Annotated in this window: 18 protein-coding genes and 1 riboswitch; of the genes, 15 read left to right on the plus strand and 3 right to left on the minus strand. The window is 41.0% G+C overall.

What is annotated here, in order from left to right; genetic code table 11:
- Nucleotides 1-110: 110 nt before the first annotated feature.
- The 4 genes from moaC to tatC all read left to right on the plus strand — a co-directional run bounded on the left by moaC (nt 111) and on the right by tatC (nt 2,598).
- The gene (gene moaC / locus NON16_RS21105; RefSeq protein ID WP_257351396.1) at nt 111-590 is read left to right on the plus strand and encodes a cyclic pyranopterin monophosphate synthase MoaC; all 480 of its coding nucleotides are present in this window, start codon (nt 111-113) and stop codon (nt 588-590) included.
- A 343-nt stretch (nt 591-933) separates the two neighbouring features.
- Nucleotides 934-1,575 carry a redox-sensing transcriptional repressor Rex gene (locus NON16_RS21110; protein WP_257351397.1) on the plus strand — a complete coding sequence of 214 codons (642 nt, stop codon included), beginning with the start codon at nt 934-936 and terminating at the stop codon, nt 1,573-1,575.
- A 52-nt stretch (nt 1,576-1,627) separates the two neighbouring features.
- Nucleotides 1,628-1,822 (plus strand): twin-arginine translocase TatA/TatE family subunit, encoded by a 195-nt coding sequence (locus NON16_RS21115; RefSeq protein WP_257351398.1) that lies wholly within the window; start codon nt 1,628-1,630, stop codon nt 1,820-1,822.
- 17 nt (nt 1,823-1,839) lie between these two features.
- On the plus strand, nt 1,840-2,598 hold the full coding sequence (gene tatC, locus NON16_RS21120) for a twin-arginine translocase subunit TatC (protein WP_257351399.1): 759 nt from the start codon (nt 1,840-1,842) through the stop codon (nt 2,596-2,598).
- A 28-nt stretch (nt 2,599-2,626) separates the two neighbouring features.
- Here tatC and NON16_RS21125 read toward each other — a convergent pair whose 3' ends face one another.
- Nucleotides 2,627-2,830 carry a DUF4305 domain-containing protein gene (locus tag NON16_RS21125; RefSeq protein ID WP_257351400.1) on the minus strand — a complete coding sequence of 68 codons (204 nt, stop codon included), beginning with the start codon at nt 2,828-2,830 and terminating at the stop codon, nt 2,627-2,629.
- A gap of 2 nt (nt 2,831-2,832) precedes the next feature.
- On the minus strand, nt 2,833-3,540 hold the full coding sequence (locus NON16_RS21130; protein WP_257351401.1) for a CPBP family intramembrane glutamic endopeptidase: 708 nt from the start codon (nt 3,538-3,540) through the stop codon (nt 2,833-2,835).
- A 452-nt stretch (nt 3,541-3,992) separates the two neighbouring features.
- On the opposite strand from NON16_RS21130, the gene groES reads away from it, so the two are divergent.
- From groES to NON16_RS21150, 4 genes are all read left to right on the plus strand, one after another.
- The gene (gene groES / locus NON16_RS21135; protein ID WP_257351402.1) at nt 3,993-4,277 is read left to right on the plus strand and encodes a co-chaperone GroES; all 285 of its coding nucleotides are present in this window, start codon (nt 3,993-3,995) and stop codon (nt 4,275-4,277) included.
- Nucleotides 4,278-4,343: 66 nt separating this feature from the next.
- Entirely contained in the window at nt 4,344-5,987 is a 1,644-nt protein-coding gene (groL, locus tag NON16_RS21140) for a chaperonin GroEL (RefSeq protein ID WP_257351403.1), read from the plus strand.
- Between the two features lie 167 nt (nt 5,988-6,154).
- Nucleotides 6,155-6,895: a hypothetical protein gene (locus NON16_RS21145; protein ID WP_257351404.1), complete on the plus strand. Its 741-nt coding sequence runs from the start codon at nt 6,155-6,157 to the stop codon at nt 6,893-6,895.
- Nucleotides 6,896-7,419: 524 nt separating this feature from the next.
- Entirely contained in the window at nt 7,420-8,775 is a 1,356-nt protein-coding gene (locus NON16_RS21150; protein ID WP_257351405.1) for a dipeptidase, read from the plus strand.
- Nucleotides 8,776-9,283: 508 nt separating this feature from the next.
- On the opposite strand, the gene NON16_RS21155 is transcribed toward NON16_RS21150, so the two are convergent.
- Nucleotides 9,284-10,042 (minus strand): TrmB family transcriptional regulator, encoded by a 759-nt coding sequence (locus NON16_RS21155; protein WP_257351406.1) that lies wholly within the window; start codon nt 10,040-10,042, stop codon nt 9,284-9,286.
- Nucleotides 10,043-10,187: 145 nt separating this feature from the next.
- Here NON16_RS21155 and NON16_RS21160 point away from each other — a divergent pair, with 145 nt between their 5' ends.
- From NON16_RS21160 to NON16_RS21190, 7 genes are all read left to right on the plus strand, one after another.
- Complete coding sequence (locus NON16_RS21160) at nt 10,188-11,366, plus strand: MFS transporter (RefSeq protein ID WP_257351407.1); 1,179 nt, start codon at nt 10,188-10,190, stop codon at nt 11,364-11,366.
- Between the two features lie 193 nt (nt 11,367-11,559).
- Complete coding sequence (locus NON16_RS21165; RefSeq protein ID WP_257351408.1) at nt 11,560-12,552, plus strand: peptidoglycan DD-metalloendopeptidase family protein; 993 nt, start codon at nt 11,560-11,562, stop codon at nt 12,550-12,552.
- Between the two features lie 108 nt (nt 12,553-12,660).
- A complete protein-coding gene (locus NON16_RS21170; protein WP_257351409.1) occupies nt 12,661-13,854 on the plus strand; it encodes an NAD(P)/FAD-dependent oxidoreductase in 1,194 nt (397 codons plus the stop codon).
- A gap of 16 nt (nt 13,855-13,870) precedes the next feature.
- Nucleotides 13,871-15,298: an MBL fold metallo-hydrolase gene (locus tag NON16_RS21175; protein WP_257351410.1), complete on the plus strand. Its 1,428-nt coding sequence runs from the start codon at nt 13,871-13,873 to the stop codon at nt 15,296-15,298.
- A 251-nt stretch (nt 15,299-15,549) separates the two neighbouring features.
- A riboswitch (cobalamin riboswitch) is annotated at nt 15,550-15,732 on the plus strand.
- A gap of 163 nt (nt 15,733-15,895) precedes the next feature.
- A complete protein-coding gene (locus tag NON16_RS21180; RefSeq protein ID WP_257351411.1) occupies nt 15,896-16,882 on the plus strand; it encodes an ABC transporter substrate-binding protein in 987 nt (328 codons plus the stop codon).
- Nucleotides 16,873-17,994 (plus strand): FecCD family ABC transporter permease, encoded by a 1,122-nt coding sequence (locus NON16_RS21185; RefSeq protein WP_257351412.1) that lies wholly within the window; start codon nt 16,873-16,875, stop codon nt 17,992-17,994. Before NON16_RS21180 ends, NON16_RS21185 begins: the two co-directional genes overlap by 10 nt.
- On the plus strand, nt 17,991-18,770 hold the full coding sequence (locus NON16_RS21190; RefSeq protein ID WP_257351413.1) for an ABC transporter ATP-binding protein: 780 nt from the start codon (nt 17,991-17,993) through the stop codon (nt 18,768-18,770). Before NON16_RS21185 ends, NON16_RS21190 begins: the two co-directional genes overlap by 4 nt.
- Nucleotides 18,771-18,842: the final 72 nt, after the last annotated feature.

The following is an 18,842-nucleotide window of genomic DNA, read 5'->3' on the forward strand; positions in this document are numbered from 1 at the left end:
CAAAAGTTCAGGCAACTAAACAATTTTCAACGTATTGTTATAAATTTGCATGTTGGATACCTTTCTTTTTTTGTAAAATGGTGTATAGTCTCAGTTAGGAAGGTGATTCTATGGGCGAGTTCACGCATTTTAATGAGCAGGGCAGGGCGAAAATGGTTGATATTTCCGATAAAGAATCTACTGTTCGAAGTGCTCGCGTTCAAAGCCGTGTTGTCGTATCAAAGGAAATCTATGAAGCGATTCAAGGTGGGAACGTCAAAAAAGGGGATGTACTAGCTGTTGCCCAGGTTGCTGGCATTATGGCAGCCAAGAAAACACCTGATCTAGTTCCCATGTGTCACCCATTACCACTTAAAGCGGTGGATATCTCATTTGATTGGAGCATCGGTGATACGTTTGAATTAATCATTGAAGCGCTCGTAAAGACGAAGGGGAATACCGGAGTCGAAATGGAGGCATTGACGGCAGCATCAGCTGTTGCTCTTACCGTTTATGATATGTGTAAAGCAATTGATAAAGGGATGGTCATCGGTCCTACTTATCTGTTAGAAAAACAAGGTGGAAAAAGCGGCGATTACCGCAGAACATAAATAGAAATGAACAGTTCAGTTCAAAAACCACCCCATATTCTACGTAAGGAAAGTATAACTTTTCAACCAGAAGTAAATCGACGTCGTAGAAAAGTTTAAGTCCCTAGTATAAGCGTAACTAAGGCTCAACCTGCGCTAAGGCTTGGCGCTAGCCAAGTTTTCTTTATGAGTAAAGAAAGTATAAAAGTTTGCGGCGTGGATGTAATGTCCAGCTTCAGCGCCCAACCACTTGGATCACTTCAGGCCTCCTGCGGCGGCAACAGCCTCCTCGTCGGTCTTCCAGTGACCTTCGTGGCTAAGCAGGGCGCTTGCGCTTTTCTTAAAAATGCATTGGAGGGATCCTATGAGCGTTGAAGAGCATAAAATTCCGCAAGCTACAGCGAAACGCTTGCCACTATATTATCGGTTTCTAAAAAACCTTTCTGCCTCGGGAAAACAACGAGTCTCCTCTTCAGAATTAAGTGAAGCGGTTAAGGTCGATTCAGCTACGATCCGAAGAGACTTTTCCTATTTTGGAGCATTAGGCAAAAAGGGTTATGGCTATAATGTTAATTACTTACTCACGTTTTTCAGGAAAACACTTGATCAGGATGAGGTTACAAGAGTGATGCTAATTGGTGTCGGCAATCTTGGAACCGCCCTTTTGCATTATAATTTTCTAAAAGGCGATAATACGAGAATTGAAATGGCGTTTGATGTAGATGAGAAAAAGGTAGGTACGGATATTAGCGGGGTGCCGATCCACCATCTCGATAGCTTGAAAAGGGATGCTGCAGAAGACGTATCTGTTGCGATCTTGACTGTTCCCGCTCAAACCGCGCAAACAGTTGCAGATCAGCTGGTAGAAATCGGGATTAAAGGAATACTAAACTTCACACCTGCACGTTTAACAGTACCCGAGCACATTCGAGTCCATCATATTGACCTCGCTGTTGAACTGCAATCACTGATCTATTTTTTGAAACATTATCCGCTTGAATCATAGAAGTACTAAAGTTATCAAAGGAAAAAATATAACTTGAGGAGGTGACCACCTTATGGGATTAGGTCCAGGAAGTATTGTTCTACTTGCGATTGTCGCACTATTAATCTTCGGTCCAAAAAAGCTGCCTGAGCTTGGAAAGGCTGCCGGTAAGACGTTACGCGAGTTCAAAAATGCAACGAGTGGGCTTGTAGATGATGATGGGGACAAGGAAAAAGACAAGAAAAGCAAGAAGACAGACGAGCAATAGTTAGGAAGGTTTTTAGTATGACGGATAAACAGATGTCATTACAATACCATATTGAAGAATTACGAAAGCGAATCTTTGTCGTCATACTAGTATTCTTTGTCGCATTTATTGCTGGCTTTTTTCTGGCTATGCCGTTGATTCAATTTTTGCAGAAAACACCTGAAGCAGCAGGATTAGAATTAAATGTTTTTAACATAACGGATCCGATCAATGTCTTTTTGGACTTTGCGTTTCTGATTGGAATTTTACTGACTTCTCCAGTCGCTTTGTATCAACTTTGGGCATTTGTCAGTCCAGGTTTATTTGAGAAGGAGCGTACAGCAACATTAGCTTATATCCCGATGACGTTTATCTTGTTTGTCGGAGGAATTGCGTTTTCGTACTTCATTGTGTTTCCATTTGTGATTGATTTTATGAACGGACTAGCCGAGATACTTGGGGTGGAAGAGGAATACGGAATAAATGAGTATTTCCATTTCTTATTCCGGCTGACACTACCATTTGGTATATTGTTTCAGTTCCCTGTCGTCGTCATGTTTCTGACAAGACTCGGTATTGTAACGCCAGAATGGCTTGGAAAGATACGTAAATACTCTTATTTCGTGTTACTCGTTATTGCAGGGTTAATAACACCTCCAGAACTGATTTCCCACATGCTTGTGACATTACCATTAATTTTATTGTATGAAATTAGTATATTAATCTCGAGGGTAGCGTACCGGAAATCTCTCAAAGCTGCCAAAGAAGCAGAAGAACGAGGAGAAACCGAAGAATAAAGAAAACTTGGCGCTAGCCAAGTTTTCTTTATTTCTTTTTCATTTTGTTTATTTTTTTGCGAAGTTCGATCATCCGAAAGGCATTAAAGAAGTCATACGCAGCAAGTGCCATATTAATGAGCGGCCAGAACGACCAAATTCCATCTTCCTGTGCGTAATAAATGGCTAAGTAGGTAAAGATGATACCGAGCACAAAATAGGCATAAATCCAAAACGTAGGTGAAATTTTCATAGCTATCCTCCAATAATGAACTGCATGCTTTGTAATTGTTTTTGCAGTTCAGCAATATCATCCCGAAAAATAACCTGCACAAGCATCACGAAAGAGTTAATGGATACATGAGCAATGATCGGAACAATTAACCGCTTTGTTTTTACATATAAAAAGCTAAACGTAAACCCGATCGCAGCATAGACAAGAATATGGGTGAAATCCCTGTGGACAACTGCAAATACGAGGGAACTGATTAATGCTGCAACAACAAAATTCATTCGTTTATAGAGTGTACCAAAGATGACTTTACGAAACACAATTTCTTCAAGGATCGGACCGATTACAGCGACGACCATAATGAGTAATGGGACAGATAATGTTAAATCAACAATCATTTCTGTATTCTCTGAACCAGGTTCCACTCCAAAGAAATTCATTTCTATTGAAGCGGCGATAATTTGCGCAATAAAAACCATTGGTATACCAGCAATTGTCCATCCAATTGTCTGGGCTGTGTTCGCCCGTTCATCCCTAAATGGCGGGTTCCTGAATTCTGGAATCATAATCAATAGAATTATAATAAATCCGATTGAAAAGCTAACCACATTCCAAAGGCCTGGGATTTTATCCATGGGCACTCCAAGTGAGATTAATAATGGACCACCGATTATACCTGAAAGTAACATCACTATATACGTTATTAAAATCCATGCATTTCGTTTATTCAAATTTTTCTCCTCTTTCAACAGAAGATTCGTTGGAAAAACCAACTCAATGCTACATTTTATCATACAATAGTTTGAAATACTTGATTCATGATTTTCGGAAAATATTAAGATATCTACCAAGTAAAAGAAGAATTTTTTCAACAAGGCAATTTTGATGCATAGATGTATTGTTTAGGCTCCAGCCCCCAGGTGTGCAGATCATCGCTTCGATTCTCCCACAAACACAAAAAGCGTGTTATGTTGCAGAATCTCCGCCTTCAATGTTGGATTTAGTCGAAGGAACGTAGTTATGGTCGAACATTGAGGTTTTGTAAATATAGTATAAAAAGTTAAGGTTATCACTTGCAAAACTATAAAAGATTGATTATTATTAAAAATGGAATTAGCACTCACTTTAATCGAGTGCTAATAATAAATAAAAGCAATTATTATCCTTAAGGAGGGTGTTTCACTTGTTAAAGCCGTTAGGTGATCGTATTATCATTGAGCTTGTAGAAGGCGAAGAAAAAACCGCAAGCGGGATTGTACTTCCAGATTCTGCGAAGGAAAAGCCGCAAGAAGGTAAAATTGTTGCAGTCGGTACTGGCCGAGTAACAGACAACGGTGAAAAAATTGCACTCGAGGTCTCAGAAGGTGACACTGTAATCTACTCAAAATACGCTGGCACTGAAGTAAAATATCAAGGTACAGAATACTTAATTTTACGCGAGACTGACGTACTTGCTATTGTCGGTTAATTAACACAGAAATTAGGGATCGACAAAAGTCCCTACATACAAACAAATCAAGGAGGTTCTTTAAAAATGGCAAAAGATATTAAGTTTAGTGAAGACGCACGCCGCTCTATGCTTCGCGGTGTCGATGCACTTGCAAATGCTGTAAAAGTTACCCTTGGACCAAAAGGACGTAATGTTGTACTTGAAAAGAAATTCGGTTCTCCGCTTATCACTAATGACGGTGTAACGATTGCAAAAGAAATCGAGCTGGAAGATGCTTTTGAAAACATGGGTGCAAAGCTTGTAGCTGAAGTTGCTAGCAAAACAAACGACGTAGCTGGAGACGGTACAACTACAGCAACGGTTCTTGCTCAAGCAATGATCCGTGAAGGTCTTAAGAACGTTACTTCTGGTGCAAACCCAATGGTTCTTCGTAAAGGAATTGAAAAAGCAACTGTATCTGCAGTAGAAGAGCTTAAGAGTATTTCTAAGCCAATCGAAGGCCGCGAATCAATCGCGCAGGTCGCTGCAATTTCTTCTAGTGACAATGAAGTTGGACAATTGATCGCGGAAGCAATGGAACGTGTTGGAAACGACGGTGTTATTACGATTGAAGAATCTAAAGGATTCGCTACTGAGCTTGAAGTCGTAGAAGGTATGCAATTCGATCGTGGATATTCTTCACCTTATATGGTAACTGACTCTGACAAAATGGAAGCAGTACTAGAAAACCCATACATTCTTGTTACAGACAAGAAGATCGCAAACATTCAAGAAGTTCTTCCTGTATTGGAGCAAGTTGTTCAACAAGGTAAGCCTATCCTGATCATCGCTGAAGATGTTGAAGGTGAAGCTCTTGCTACATTAGTAGTGAACAAACTTCGTGGAACGTTCAACGCTGTAGCTGTTAAAGCTCCAGGATTCGGTGATCGTCGTAAAGCAATGCTTGAAGACATCTCTACCTTGACTGGTGCAGAAGTAATCACAGAAGATCTTGGATTAGATCTTAAATCTGCAAACATTGGTCAACTTGGTACAGCTTCTAAAGTTGTTGTTACGAAAGAAAACACAACAATCGTTGAAGGTGCTGGCGAGTCTGATAAGATTGCAGCTCGTGTTAACCAAATTCGTGCTCAACTCGAAGAAACAACTTCTGAGTTTGATAAAGAAAAACTACAAGAACGTCTTGCTAAGCTTGCAGGCGGTGTAGCGGTTATTAAAGTCGGTGCTGCTACTGAAACAGAATTGAAGGAACGTAAGCTTCGTATCGAGGATGCATTGAACTCTACTCGTGCAGCAGTAGAAGAAGGAATCGTATCCGGTGGTGGAACAGCGCTTGTAAACGTACTAAAAGCGGTTCAAGCAATCGAAGCTGAAGGTGACGAAGCTACAGGTGTTAACATCGTTCTTCGTGCGCTTGAAGAGCCAATTCGTCAAATCGCTCACAACGCTGGACTTGAAGGTTCTGTTGTCGTTGAACGCTTAAAAGGTGAAGACCTCGGCGTTGGCTTCAATGCTTTAACTGGCGAGTGGGTAAACATGATCGACGCTGGTATCGTTGACCCTACAAAAGTTACTCGTTCTGCACTTCAAAATGCAGCATCCGTATCTGCAATGCTTCTAACTACAGAAGCTGTAGTTGCAGATAAGCCTGAAGAAAATGAAGGCGGCGGCGGAATGCCTGATATGGGCGGAATGGGCGGCATGGGTGGAATGGGCGGCATGATGTAATCTGCTCCCCACCTAGAAAAATAGTAATACTATTTTTCACCCGAAAAGGCTACTTCCTAAGTTTAGGGGGTAGTCTTTTTTGTTGTTATTACATTTGTGTATCGCTTGGCGATATGGCTTGTAATTCATGTCGAAAACCCTCATATTTAATAGAAAGGAGGCACGATATGCGACGCGATATACAACCCAATGAACAAGCATTCACGACTAAGGAAGTTGCTGAAGAACTGGAAATAGCCACCCCTACTGTTCGAAAGTATGGGCAAATCTTAGAGCGGAACGGATATGAATTTTTGAAAGATGGCGATCGGCGTATATTTGTTCAAAGTGATATCGTAGCGCTTATAGCGCTACGCGATACAGACAAGCCCCTTGACGATACAGCTATAGACGCCGTCTATCAACAAAAGGAAAGATTAAAAGTTTCCAATGAAACCGACATAGCGCTACCCGATACATATGAAAATGTACCCCATGACCGTAATCAATTAAAAGAAGCTTTAAAATATGTCGTTCAGGAACTAGCAGTTACCCGTGAAATGAATGTCCAATTGGTAAACGATATGTCACAGCTTAAAACAACGGTTTCAAGACTTCAGCAAGATCACCATACGATAAGTTCCAGTATTGGAAATTCAGCACAAAAAACGAATGTTAAAATTGAAAACTTGACCAAACAACAAAAGGATCAGTACGAAACCTTATTAGAGCAAGAGAAAAAGCATTATGAAAAATTGTTGCAACAAGAAAAGCAAAAAGGCGAACTGTTACAAAAAGAAATAAAAAGTATGAGAGAAGAGCAGGTTAAAGAATGGCGTTCACAAAATGATTTTAATAAACGTTTAGAAGAAGCGATCCAAAAACCAAAAGAAAAACGGGGCGGGCTTTTCTCCTTGTTCCGAAAATAAAGCGATATAGACAAGCGATATACCCTAAAAAATGATGTTTTTTGAAAACAGAGTGCACCCCTAATGAGCTGGTCAGCAAAGGTTTGGTCGGTTCTTTTTTGTGCCGTATCGCCAGGCGATATGAATGAGGATTACATTCACATTTGGATTTCAAGTATGATCAATTAGAATATGGACTGGATGTGTGTCTTGGCCAACAACAGTGTGCTTATATAACCATGCGATACAGAGGATTTACTGGTAATACATGGGCATAAAAACGATAGCGATATGATTCAACTAAGAGGTCCCGATGTTTATATCGCCAGGCGATATGGCGAAATGTGATACAGGTAATACGCAGTATTTTTCAAATTTCAACAATTTCCCGAGAAATATCTACAAATTCTGCGTCTCAATCTTATTCGGATAAAGTGGGGCGCTTTGATATTATGTTGAATGCTTCCGAAAGACATTTAGTTCGTGTATCGCTATAATAAAATCAAATTAAGCCTGGTCCAATAAAAACTTTGGGAGGGTTCTATGTGAAAAATGAAATTCAAGTACATAAAGAACGTTTTATCAATGAGCTTCAGGAGTTTTTGAAAATACCGAGTATCTCTTCGTTATCTGAACATAAAGAGGACGTCCACGCGGGTGCGGAATGGGTAGCCGAATCATTAAGGAAGGTTGGCATGGAAAACGTAGAAATTATCCCGACAGAACGGCATCCGATTGTTTACGGGGACTGGTTACATGCAGAAGGGAAACCGACTGTTCTCATTTATGGACATTATGATGTTCAGCCTGCTGATCCTTTTGAATTATGGGAAACACTACCGTTCGAACCAACGATTCAAGACAATAAGATTTACGCAAGAGGTGCAACCGATGATAAAGGACAATTGTTCATTCATATCAAAGCGTTAGAACTTATAAAGAGTGAAAATGGAACATTACCGGTCAATGTGAAATTCTGTATTGAAGGGGAAGAAGAAATCGCCAGCCCGAACCTTCCGCCATTTATTGAGGAAAATAAGGAGAAGCTGGCAGCAGATGCGGTTGTCATTTCAGATACCTCCTTTATCGAAAAAGGGCAGCCTGCTATTTGTACGTCATTACGAGGCGCGCTTGCGATGGAAGTAAAGGTAAAAACAGCGAATACTGACTTGCATTCCGGCACATACGGTGGCGGAGTGCCTAATGCCGTCCATGTTTTATTGGACGTTCTTTCCTCTTTGCATGATGAAGATGGAAGAGTTGCAGTGGATGGCTTTTATGAAGGGGTACCAGCCGTCACAGACAAACTGAAGCAGGAAATAGCTGAAATTCCTTTTAACGAAGACAAAATGAAGAAAGAGCTTGGCATAACCGCATTATATGGTGAAAAAGGGTATACGTTCAACGAACAGACGGGTATCCGACCAACTCTTGAAATCAATGGTATTGGTGGAGGGTTTGCAGCAGAAGGGTTCAAAACGATTGTTCCTAGTGAGGCGAATGGCAAAATCAGCTGTCGGCTAGTGGGGGACCAGGACCCGAATCACGTGTATCGTCTCATCGAACAACATATCCAATCGATCATGCCAGATTACGCTTCAGTGGATATAAATCAGTTTGTTCAAGCAAAGGCTGTATCTCTCGATTCGCAAAATCCGATGATTCAAGCGGCTGCCAATGCGTACGAAAAAGTATATGGAGTTCGTCCGCTCTTTCCTAAAGAAGGTGGTTCGATTCCGATCGTGGAGGTTTTCGCAAGAGTGCTCGAGTCGCCTGTTGTGTTGATGGGCTTTGGCTTACCTTCAGAAAATCTGCATGCCCCGAATGAACATTTTCATTTGGAGAACTTTGAAAAGGGCATCGAGACCGTTTGTGAATATTTACAATTGTTATCCAACTAAAAAGTATGCCTGCCTTAATTATGCTTTTCAAAAGGCAGGCATACTTCCTTCTATTTAGAGAGCATGCTATCCAAGTACTACTTAATAGCCTCAACGTTTCCAGAGACTTCTTCTTCTAGGATCTCATCTTTTCTCATTTTATCCAACGACTTTTCCAAGATGTCTTGTTCACTAGACTGTGGTATGACGACAACGCCATCCGCATCCCCGAAGAATATCTCCTGGGTTCACTGCGGTACCGCCACAGGAAATCGGAACATTGATTTCTCAAATGATCAAAACTTTATTCAAAGAAGCATCTTTAATCACGCCCAAGAATAGAACAAGAAGTAAAAGAGTAATACATATTTATATGAACTTTTTCGATTTAGGTCTTAACCCAAAATCTATGGGCGACGTAATATAATCATCGACTCGAACCCTTCAATACAAGGAATGAACAAAGGCTTCGGGAAATCTCCGAGACCTTTTTCAATGTTCTACAATCGTGATGTTGTTGACCTCAACCCTAATACCTCAAATTCAACAGCACATCCCTAATTGCCTCGTCTTTCATAATGGTATCTTTATATTTTTGAGTAATTTCGGTTAAGGCAACATCATGATAAAAGAATTCAGTGAAGAACTTTACAAGTGGACGAGACTGAGTACGAATTGCTTGCCATTTTTTTTCTTCTATTCCAGCAAAAAGCATTTCCTGTTCATCCACAATAAGAATGCGACTTCTCTCTAAGTTTGCATGGTGCGAATCTGGTATTAAGGTGGATATGTTAGGAATGATCGTCGAGATTTCTCCGATCACATGAATGTTAACAACAACACCGTTATTATATTTCTCCTCTAGTATAGGAAGGTAAAATCGTAAATCATCAGCCCAACCTGAAATGAAAATGGAGTGATTAGCTTGTTGCAACAAATCTTTAAGTAGTGCCTGGATAGAATGGTCTTCCTTTAACATCCATACACGATCATCTGCAGGTGCTGCTTTAATTTCTGTATTTCTTAATTGTTCGACATTGGTTTCAAAATCAGCTTTTAGTTTGTCGATAGTGGATTCAATGGGAAGAGCGGTGTAAAGTCGCTTTTTTCCAACGGTTGATTCAAGAATCATCCCTTTCTCAGACATACGATGTAGGACTTCGTATACTTTTGAACGGGGAACACCTGACTGCTTAACGATATCAGTCGCATCTAGAGGCTGATCGATTGTAATAAGCGATTGATAGACTTGGCTTTCATACTGTGTGAAACCGAATTGTTGAAGCATGATTTTAGACTCCTTGGCTTAGATAGTAGTAATTCCATAATAGCATACTCACTTGTTTGGATTGTTGCTGATAAAATAATCCTTGTTTTCTCCTTTATATAAAGTTACCATAGTAGTAGTAACTTATACAAAAGGATGTTTTGCTATGGATAAACGTGTATATTTATTAACCATCGTCTCGTTTGTTGTCGGGATGGTTGAGTTGATTATAGGTGGATTATTAGATTTGATTGCTATAGATTTAGGAGTAAGCCTCGGTCAAACTGGGTTTCTTATTACGATATTTTCACTTGTTTTTGCGATTGCAGCCCCAATTTTATTAACGTTAACAGCTGGGGTTGAGAGAAAGCGGTTGACACTGATTGCCTTATTGGTGTTTTGCGTAGGAAACGTGATAGCTATATTTAGTCAGACGTATAGTATGTTATTGATTGCACGTATTATATCAGCCATGAGTGGCTCATTGCTTGTGGTTTTATGTGTGACGATGGCTTCCAATATTGTGGCAGCTAAGTACCGGGCCCGTGCAATTGGTATAGTCTTTATGGGAATCAGTGCCTCTTTAGTACTGGGAATTCCTATTGGGTTAATGTTGGGAAATGCTTTTGGATGGAGATCTCCATTTATCCTTATTACCGTATTAACGATCCTATCTATGGCTGGTGTGCAGTTCTTTATGGGTAGAATTGATCCGAAACCAGCGGTACCGATCGGAGAACAGTTACGTACGTTGAAGAACCGTAAAATATTACTAGCCCAATTGACTTCATTTCTGTTTTTGGCTGGCCACTTAACGTTGTATGGATACTTAACACCATTCTTAAAAAGTGTGTTGGGGATGAATGGAACATGGGTTAGCATTGTCTATTTAATCTTTGGAGTTGCAGCTGTGGTGGGTGGAGGAATTGGAGGTAGCCTCTCTGATCGTTTTGGTACAAAGCCCACGATCATTGCGGTGATTGTCGCCTTTGCCATATCCATCTTTTCAATTCCTTATACAACTTTCGCATTGCCGCTTTTCTTAGTTGTAATGGTTATTTGGAGTATGCTCAGTTGGGCGATTACCCCAGCGATGCAAAGCTATCTTATCGAGTCCTCACCTGAAACTTCAGATATACAACAGAGCCTAAATAATTCGGCACTGCATTTTGGTATTGCCTTCGGATCTATGGTTGGTGGAATTGTCATAGAGCGGACCTCTGTTGAACTAAATCCTACAATCGGTGGTTTATTTATCATTGTAGCATTAATAGCTGCAGTCTTTTCGATGCGCAAGAAAAACAATACAGCACTGGTGTTTTTAGAACAAAAAGGGGTAAAATAGACGGTTTATAACCGGGCCTAATAGCAGAACTAATAAATCATTTAACCTTTCAATGATGTCCCATTGGAAGGTTCTTTTCATTCTTTTGGACGGAGAACGTTCATCCATTAAATCTTGCATTCCCAGATTACAATGAAACCTATCCACTCGGAAATCGTAATTAGTAGAAACAGGAAGGGATGGTGTTCACTTAATGAAAAGTAGTGTGATTGCACTAATTGCGGCAGGTATTCTTCCTTTTTCTGAATTAGAGCCGAACCTTGATTTAATGGAGAGGATTGAAGTGAGTCAAGAGGAGCAAGGTCAAATAATGAAACATAAGGACAGCATTGAGCCAGAGGAATTTAATGACGCATTTTTACGAGGTGACTATGAGACTATTTATCAACAGTTTAGTGATGATTTTCAAGAAAGTGTATCATTTGAAGAGTTTGTACGTTTATCAGAATCGTTCAATGAAGGTGTGGAAGCATATCGCCTGAAATCAGAACTCTCAATTACGAAACATTTAGCCCAATACGTTTGGGTTAATGAAGCTGAAACGAAAGGGATACGAATCGTTTTTGATAAGCATGATACGATTCAGGGCTTAAATGTGACGCCTTTGCCTTCTTATACTGAAACCGACCGTCAATACACAGAAAATGAATATGTCATGCCGATAAAGCAAGAGTGGAATGTGGTTTGGGGCGGTACTAACCACCTTATCAATTACCACTACTTATCACCCGAGCAACGATATGCCTATGATCTGGTCATTAAGAAAAACGGCAGCTCGTATCATGGCAATCCTCTGAAAAATAAACACTATTATGCCTTTGGGCAAGAAGTGGCAGCTCCGGCAAACGGGAAGGTAATAAAGGTGGTCGAGGATGTTGAAGACAATACTCCAGGTGAAATGAATGCCGATCAGCCTCTCGGGAACCATGTCGTGATTGAACATGATGATGGGGAGTACAGCCTTCTTGCTCACTTCAAGCAACATTCGATTTCCGTCGAGCCTGGTGATCAAGTAGAGCAAGGGGATCTTCTTGGTCTTTGTGGAAATTCCGGGAATTCTTCTGAAGCACATATTCATTTTCAAGTAATGGATGGTCCTGACGTTTTTGAAGGACAGTCAATCCGGATTCAATTTAAAACCGGTAAGGAACCTATCCAAGGTGATCGTGTAAACCCGTTTAACTAGAAAATCGAAATAGTTCGAAGGTATAGTTTTTGTCATATTCAGGATATTGAGAGTTTCATTATGATAGAATGATTTTGTTGGAATTATCTGATAAAGGAGGCTATACCTTTGAATTCATTAAACCACCATCAAGTATTGGTCGTTGGGGGTGGGACCGCAGGGATAACCGTAGCGGCACACCTTAGTAAACTAGCAAGCGGAATCGATATAGCAATTGTTGAACCATCCTCCAAGCACTATTACCAGCCTTTATGGACGTTAGTCGGAGGCGGTGTTTTTCAAAGGGAGGAGTCTGAAAAAGAAGAGAAGGACGTCATTCCAGAGCATGTCGAGTGGTATCAGGATGCGGTGAAAACCTTTTACCCAGAACAAAACTATGTATTGACCGAAGACGGGAAAGAAATTCATTACAAGTATTTAGTCGTTGCACCAGGGCTCCAACTGAACTGGAATCAAATCAAAGGGCTGGACACCAACCTTGGAAAATACGGAATTTGCAGCAATTACTCGTATAATCATGTTGAATATTCATGGGAAACGATTTCGAACTTTAAAGAGGGCAATGCGATCTTTACATACCCGAACTCCCCGGTGAAATGCGGCGGGGCTCCTCAAAAAATCATGTATCTTGCAGAAGAGTCGTTCCGTAACAATGGGGTGCGTGATAAGGCGAATGTCACCTTCGTTTCACCGAACGATTCGATTTTCTCCGTCGAAAAGTATGCTCGAACATTAGAAGGTATCATCGAGGAACGGAATATCAATACGATGTTCAATTATGAACTGACGGAAATCATGGCGGATAGAAAACTCGCGGTGTTCATAAATGTCACGACTGATGAATATAAAACGTTGCCATTTGAGCTGCTCCATGTTGTACCTCCAATGAGTGCACCAGACTTTATTAGGGAAAGTCCACTCTCGGATGAAGCAGGCTGGGTTGATGTCGATGCTTATAGTTTGCAGCATAACAAATACCCGAATATTTTCAGTTTGGGTGATGCCTCCAGCCTGCCGACATCTAAGACGGGTGCTGCAATAAGGAAACAGGCTCCTGTAGTCGTTTCGAATCTATACAATCTCATAAAAAAGAGACCGATGCGTCAGAAGTATGATGGATATACCTCATGTCCTCTAGTGACAGGGTATGGGAAACTTGTTCTGGCTGAATTTGTGTATGGGAATAAGCCTAAGGAAACGTTCCCTTTCAATCAGGCGAAGGAAAGAAAAAGCATGTATTGGTTGAAAAAGTACGGGCTGCCTGCGATGTATTGGAACGGGATGCTGAAAGGACGAGCTTAAATCGAGGAGGTTGCAGATGCTATTAAGATCTTTTTACGATGAAAAATTAGCCCAAGCTTCCTATCTAGTTGGGTGCCAGTCGGCAGGGAAAGCGATTGTAATCGATCCTGCCAGAAATATCGAACCCTATTTAAAAATGGCTGAGGAGAACGGATTAGTGATCACAGGAGTAGCTGAAACACATATCCATGCAGATTTTGTATCAGGAGCGCTTGAGATTGCTGCTCGTGCAAATGCAACGGTATATCAGTCTGGATTAGGGGGTGAAGACGGTACGTATTGTTCCTTATCGGGTATCAATCAAGTGTTTTTAAACGATCAAGATAGGATAACAATTGGCAACGTAACACTTGAAGTAATGCATACTCCGGGACATACACCTGAGCATATTTCGTATATTGTGACAGACGGAGCAAAAGCCAATCAGCCGATCGGAATTTTCAGCGGTGATTTCATTTTTGCAGGTGATGTCGGGCGACCCGATCTATTAGAAAAGGCAGTTGGAGTTGCGAATGCATCACAAGAAGGTGCGAGACAGATGTTTCGCTCGGTCCAAAGAATCAAAACTCTCGGTGATTATTTGCAAATCTGGCCCGGACATGGTTCTGGAAGTGCTTGTGGCAAAGCATTGGGCGCCATTCCATCAACAACACTCGGATACGAAAAATCATTCAATCCAGCTTTTTCTTACGATAATGAAGAAGAATTCATTTCCTACTTGCTTGCAGACCAGCCTGAACCCCCGGCCTATTTTTCAATCATGAAGAAGGTGAACGGGGAAGGGGCAGATCTGTTGAGCGATCTAGCACCAAATAAAAAAATGGGAGCCTCAAGAGCCAAAATAAATGAAGTGTTGAATGAGAACGGAATACTTATTGATGTACGTTCAGCAGACCAATTTGCTTCAGGACATATCCCTGGTTCAATCAACATCCCGTATGAAAAATCATTTTTGAATTGGACTGGTTCACTTATTCAGTATGACTGCCCTCTTTATTTGATCGCGGAGGATCATCAGCTAGTAACTCTAGTTCCGGATCTTCATTCGATCGGGTTAGATAAAATCAAAGGGTGGTTTTCAACAAAAGCGGTACAAATTTATGAGGCGGACGGCGGGAGTATCGAAACCTATGAAGAAGCTGCACCTTCCAAATTAATAGAGGATGTAAAGAATCAAAGGGTCACATTGATCGATGTACGGAATCTTGCAGAACGGAAAACAAACCACATTGATTACTCCGTGCACATTGTCCTCGGAGACTTGCCGAAACGGATTGCTGAAATTTCTACCGATAAACCGATCGTTATTCATTGTGCGAGCGGAAAACGGTCGGCGATTGCAACGAGTATTCTGCAAGCGAATGGAATCAAGAACGTTTCGAATCTCCGAGGCGGAATCATCGAATGGGAACTCGGGAATTGCCCTACAGTTATAATGAATTAAGCGAAAGAGATTCATTGATAGATTTAGAGAGTGACTCTGTGAATGTTGAGCCACTCTCTTTTCGTTTTGTAACAATTATAAATGGTAGACGATTCTCTAAATATGGTGTAAGATATAAAACGTAATGATTACGTTTTATGTATAAGGAGGGTATGTACGTGTCTACTTGGAATTTTTCAAAAGTAAAACATTATTTTTTGATTGATCAGTCGCACTTAGTAGATTTGGTGTATACTCATGATTAACGGAAAATTTCATACACAGATTTTGGTGTCTTCATGTATGAAGACTTAAAAGGGAAGTTGGTGAAATTCCAACGCGGTCCCGCCACTGTAATTGGGAGCAAGCTGCTGATTGCCACTGTACGAATGTACGGGAAGGTGCAGCTATGCAATGATCAAGAGCCAGGAGACCTGCCTAATCTGAAAGCACGTATAAACCTACGAGGATAGGCAGTGTATTACGGGATTCGATTGTTTTTTTATTGTAATCGAATAAATCATAATGCATCTTCCATTCTATGTGGGGATGTTTTTTTGTTTTTCAGAAGATGTTCTTCAAGCAGTTCGCACAATCATAAATCAGGGGGATTAAGAAATGAAGAAGCTTTTATCACTCGAATTTTTACTTTTAATAACTATAGGTATCCTATTATCGGCTTGTGGAAGCCAGAACAGTAACAATTCACAAGGGGCAGGCTCTAATGGGGATTCAGTTAAGATCAACAATCTTGAAAAAACTATAACCTTTGACAAGGCACCTGAGCATGCAGTGACGTTGAATCAGCATGCGACCGAAATCATGCTTGCACTCGGTCTAGAAGAATCGATGGTAGGGACGGCCTATCTTGATGATGAAATTTTACCGAAATATAAAGATGCCTACAAAGAAATACCAGTATTATCGGAGACATCACCATCTAAAGAAGTTTTCCTTGCAAGTAACCCTGATTTTGCTTATGGAGGGTTTAGCTCGGCATTCAGCGCAAAGAATATCGGGACGAGAGACCAATTGGCAGAACTCGGAATCAAAACGTACTTACATCAGTCCTCAAATACGAAAGGGGCTGAAATCGAGGATGTTTACGAAGACATCCGAAACATCGGGAAAATATTTCGTGTCGAGGACCGGGCGGATCAACTGATTAAAGAACTGAAAGGTAAAATACAAAAAATAACGAAACAAGCTGGTGATAAGGCGACCGACTTTCCTGTATTTGTTTATGACAGTGGGACCGACAAAGCGTTTACCGTCGGTGATTCTTATTTAGGTCACTTAATAGCAACAGCAGGTGGGAAGAATATCTTTGATGATATCCCAAAAAGCTGGACAGAAGTAAGTTGGGAAGAGGTCGTTTATCGAAAGCCGGAAGTGATTGTCATTGTGGACTATGGAAAGATAAGCGCCGAACAGAAGATTGAAAGTCTGCTGAACAACCCTAAGTTGAAAAATGTCCCTGCCATAAAAGATAAACACTTTGTCGTGTTGCCTTTGTCTGGATCGGTCCCAGGTATACGAGCACCTTTAGCATTGAATACATTAATCGACGGATTTAATCAAGAAGGGAAAACAACATGGGAATAGTCCGCTTAGAGAAGAAAAGAGTACAGCCTATAAACGAGGTGAATGAAGTTGGTCGGGACCATCGATCCCAACTCTTTTTTTGGTTATCGATCAGCTTACCTATCGCTTTCTTCATAACGGTTACAACGGCAGTAATGATCGGAGCGGTTCAGATTAATCCAGTAACGGTTTGGGAAATCACCCTTTCACGAACACCGTTTATAGGGGATTGGATCTCTCAGGATTGGAATACCGTCTATGGCCAGATTATTTGGGGGATCCGCTTACCGAGGGTATTATTGGGAGCGATCGTTGGTGCAGGTCTTGCAATTGTTGGAGTTTCCATTCAAGCGCTTGTAAGGAACTCCTTAGCTGATCCTTTTATTTTAGGTGTATCATCCGGTGCCTCAGTAGGGGCTACCTTAGTCATTTTATTCGGTGCGTTTCAACTATTCGGTCAGTACGCATTATCGGTTACTGCCTTTTTAGGGGCATTGATATCCATGGTGCTCGTATATTTCATTTCCCGAATTAGAAATAAAATCACCACGACCCGCCTTTTATTGGCGGGTGTGGCCGTTTCGATGATGTTAGGGGCCGCTACTAACTATATCGTTATCTCTTCCCCAAATGAAGAAGGAATGAAGGATGCGATGTTTTGGATGATGGGGAGTCTTGCTGGGGCACGTTGGGATCAGCTTATGATTCCTGCAATTGTTGTAGTCACCGGTATGCTTTGCTTATTTATCCAATACCGACCACTTAACATGCTCTTAATGGGTGAAGAAGCGGCGTCGACTCTCGGAGTAAATATTGAGTCTTTCCGGAAATTCTTAATTCTACTGACGGCATTGTTGACAGGAGTTATTGTCGCTGTTAGCGGTGCGATCGGGTTTATCGGGTTAATGATCCCACATATCGTAAGGGTAATGGTCGGTTCTGACCATAGAAGGGTGCTGCCGATCAGTGCTCTATTAGGGGCTATATTTATGATTTGGGCCGATATTGGTGCAAGAGTCCTTGCAGCACCTGAAGAGTTGCCGGTTGGAATTATTACCGCATTGTGTGGAGGGCCATTCTTCATATGGCTTTTACGTAGGGGGTCCTATTCGTTTGGGGGTGAAAGGGATTGAGATTGACAGTTGATCGGCTCTCAACCCAAATAGGTGCACAAAGAATTATTAACGACATTAATATGGAGATTGAACAAGGAGCATTTGTCGGTGTGATCGGACCAAACGGAAGTGGTAAATCAACGATTTTAAAAAATATATACCGCCTTTTGAAACCTGATTCTGGAGTCATTACGATTAATGATGAAGATATTGCAAAAATGTCTTCACGAGAAGTTGCACAAAAGATGGCGGTAGTCAGTCAGGAAACCGCAGTACAATTCGATTTTTCTGTAAAGGAAATTGTGTTCATGGGCCGATCACCGCATAAGGGCTGGCTAGATCCAGATACAGACACCGATAGGAAGATCGTGGACTATGCTTTAAAAAGGGTTGGATTGAATGGGTACTCAAATAAAAGTTTTCTATCGCTTTCAGGCGGTGAAAAACAACGTGTTTTAATCGCTAGGGCAATTGCGCAGCAAGCAAACATCTATATTTTGGATGAGCCTACAAACCATCTCGATATACACCACCAACTGCAAGTGATGGATATAGCTAAGAACCTTGAAATTACCGTTCTGGCTGCACTCCATGATATTAATCTAGCAGCCTATTACTGTGACAAACTATATGTTGTTCAAAATGGTTCGATCGTTGCTTCGGGTATGCCTGAGGAAGTGTTGACGGAATCGTTATTAATGGAGGTTTTCCGAGTACATTCTAATATAGAAATTCACACGGTGACTGGGAAAGTGCATGTTACATTCTTTCCTGAGACCCTTTTAAGAAGGTGAGAGAACGTATTGCCACAGTACATGAGACTGTGGTATTTTATGTTTCCTTCAACCGTAACATGCCTTTTATTT

Source organism: Pseudalkalibacillus decolorationis (genome assembly GCF_024609785.1).
GTDB lineage: Bacteria > Bacillota > Bacilli > Bacillales > Fictibacillaceae > Pseudalkalibacillus > Pseudalkalibacillus decolorationis.